The sequence below is a fragment of the Streptomyces sp. SID1328 genome, from assembly GCF_009865595.1.
In the GTDB taxonomy this organism is placed as follows: Bacteria; Actinomycetota; Actinomycetes; order Streptomycetales; family Streptomycetaceae; genus Streptomyces; species Streptomyces griseoluteus.
The window spans coordinates 1-1,880 of record NZ_WWKH01000093.1 but is presented as its reverse complement, the minus strand read 5'-3'; the positions used below and the strand labels follow the sequence as shown (position 1 = coordinate 1,880).

Here is a 1,880-nt window from a genome sequence, read left to right as displayed (position 1 = left end):
CGAACGCCGCTACCTGCGCGGCCGTCCCGGCCCGGCCGGAACCACCGGCGAACAGCGCGTCCAGGCCACCCGCGAACGCCGCGCCGCCGAACGCACCACCGCGACCTGGGCCCGCCGCAACGCGGCCGACCTGCGCCGCATCGCCGGCCAGATCGCGGCCCTCACCGACCTGCCTCCCGCGGCCCACACCCTGCTCAGCAAGCTCCACGCGGCCCTCGCCCACGACGACCCCGCCGAGCTCATCCGCCCTCTCACCGACACCCGGCCCCACCTGACCGGCACCCACCCCGACCTCGCCGCGCAACTCGACACCCTCACACCCCCCTGACCCATCCCCTCTCCGGCGCTCACCGGACGCCACTCCTGCCGCGCCCGGCACGAGGCCGGCAGCCTGGCCTGCTTCGGCGTCGCCCCCGGCGACGTGATCTCCGGCTTCGCGACATCCCGCACAGGTGGGTCCGGAGGGACACCGGGTGGCCGGTTGCGGTCCACGCCGGGTCCCCCAAACATGGTCGAGGGGGATCACGTGCGTGGGTGATCCCCGGCTCGGGGCAGCCGTCACCACGCACGGCCGGTCCGGCCGTGCGACGGGACCCTCGCATGCCCGAAGGAACAGCCCAAGGAGTGGCCATGTCCGAAATCCCACCGCCCGTCACCCCGTACCTCGAACCGGCCGCCAAGGAGCTGGCCGAGGCGACCGATCCGCACCCCCGGATCTACGAGGTCCCGCCGGAACAGGGCCGGGCCATTCTCGCGAACCTGCAGAGCGACACCAGCGTGCCCCGTCCCGAGGTCGACGAGGAGTGGGTCGACGTGGACGCGGGCGAGTGGGGCACCGTCCGCACGCGCATCATCCGCCCCAAGGGTGTCACCGGCCCGCTGCCGGTGCTGATCTACATCCACGGTGCCGGCTGGGTCTTCGGCGACGACAAGACCCACGACCGCCTCTTCCGCGAACTCACCGTCGGCGCGGGCGCGGTGGGCGTCTTCCCGGTCTACGACCGCGCGCCGGAGGCGAAGTACCCCACCCAGGTCGAGCAGAACTACGCCGTGGGGCAGTGGGTCCTCAAGCACGGCGCGGAGCACGACATGGACACCTCGAACATCGCCGTCACCGGCGAGTCCGTCGGCGGCTGCATGTCGACGGTGTTCGCGCTGATGAACAAGGACCGCGGCGGCATCGACCTCAAGGCCCAGTGCCTGCTCTACCCGGTGGCCGACGCCGGCTTCGACACGCCGTCCTACGCGCAGTTCGCCGAGGGCTACTACCTCACCCGTGACGGCATGAAGTGGTTCTGGGACGCCTACACCGCCGACCCGTCCCAGCGCTCCGAGAAGTACGCCGCCCCGCTCCAGGCGTCGCTGGAGGAGTTGAAGGGCCTGCCGCCCACGCTGGTCATCACCGACGAGGCGGACGTGCTGCGCGACGAGGGCGAGGAGTACGCCAACAAGCTCCGCGAGGCGGGCAACGACGTCACCTCGGTCCGGGTCGCGGGCATGGTCCACGACTTCCTCCTCCTGGACAGCCTGCGCGACACCCGGGCGGCCAACATCGCCCGCAAGATCGCCATCGACTTCCTGGGATCGGCCCTGCATCCGGACGACTGAGGCAGCCCGCCCGACGACGTGTTGACGGTGCTTACATTGGTGGCTACGCTGATGTAATCACCGTCAACATGCGTTGCCAGGAGCCGCGTCATGCCCTCGTCCCAGCCCCAGCCCGAAACCGTCAAGGTCGACCTCGGCGGCCGCTCGGTCCCGGTCCTCAAGGGGGGCCTGTACGACCGGTACCGGATGGACACCGATCTCGACGCGGTCGCCCGCGACCCCCGCGTCAGCGGAGTGGACTTCTTCCGGAAGCTGCCCAAGACCAAGGTCGA

Annotated in this window: 1 protein-coding gene and 2 pseudogenes; all 3 read left to right on the top strand. The window is 71.1% G+C overall.

Going from position 1 to position 1,880, the window contains the following annotated elements:
* A pseudogene (locus GT030_RS02960) lies at positions 1-328 on the top strand (type III effector protein); the annotation flags it as partial.
* Between the two features lie 302 nt (positions 329-630).
* Positions 631-1,608 (top strand): alpha/beta hydrolase, encoded by a 978-nt coding sequence (locus GT030_RS02955; RefSeq protein ID WP_161199687.1) that lies wholly within the window; start codon positions 631-633, stop codon positions 1,606-1,608.
* 90 nt (positions 1,609-1,698) lie between these two features.
* Positions 1,699-1,880 (top strand): annotated as a pseudogene (locus GT030_RS02950) (acetoacetate decarboxylase); the annotation flags it as partial.

Excerpts from the sequence above, each read along its gene's own strand:
- GT030_RS02955 (WP_161199687.1), top strand. The coding sequence starts at position 631 with ATGTCCGAAATCCCACCGCCCGTCACCCCGTACCTCGAACCGGCCGCC.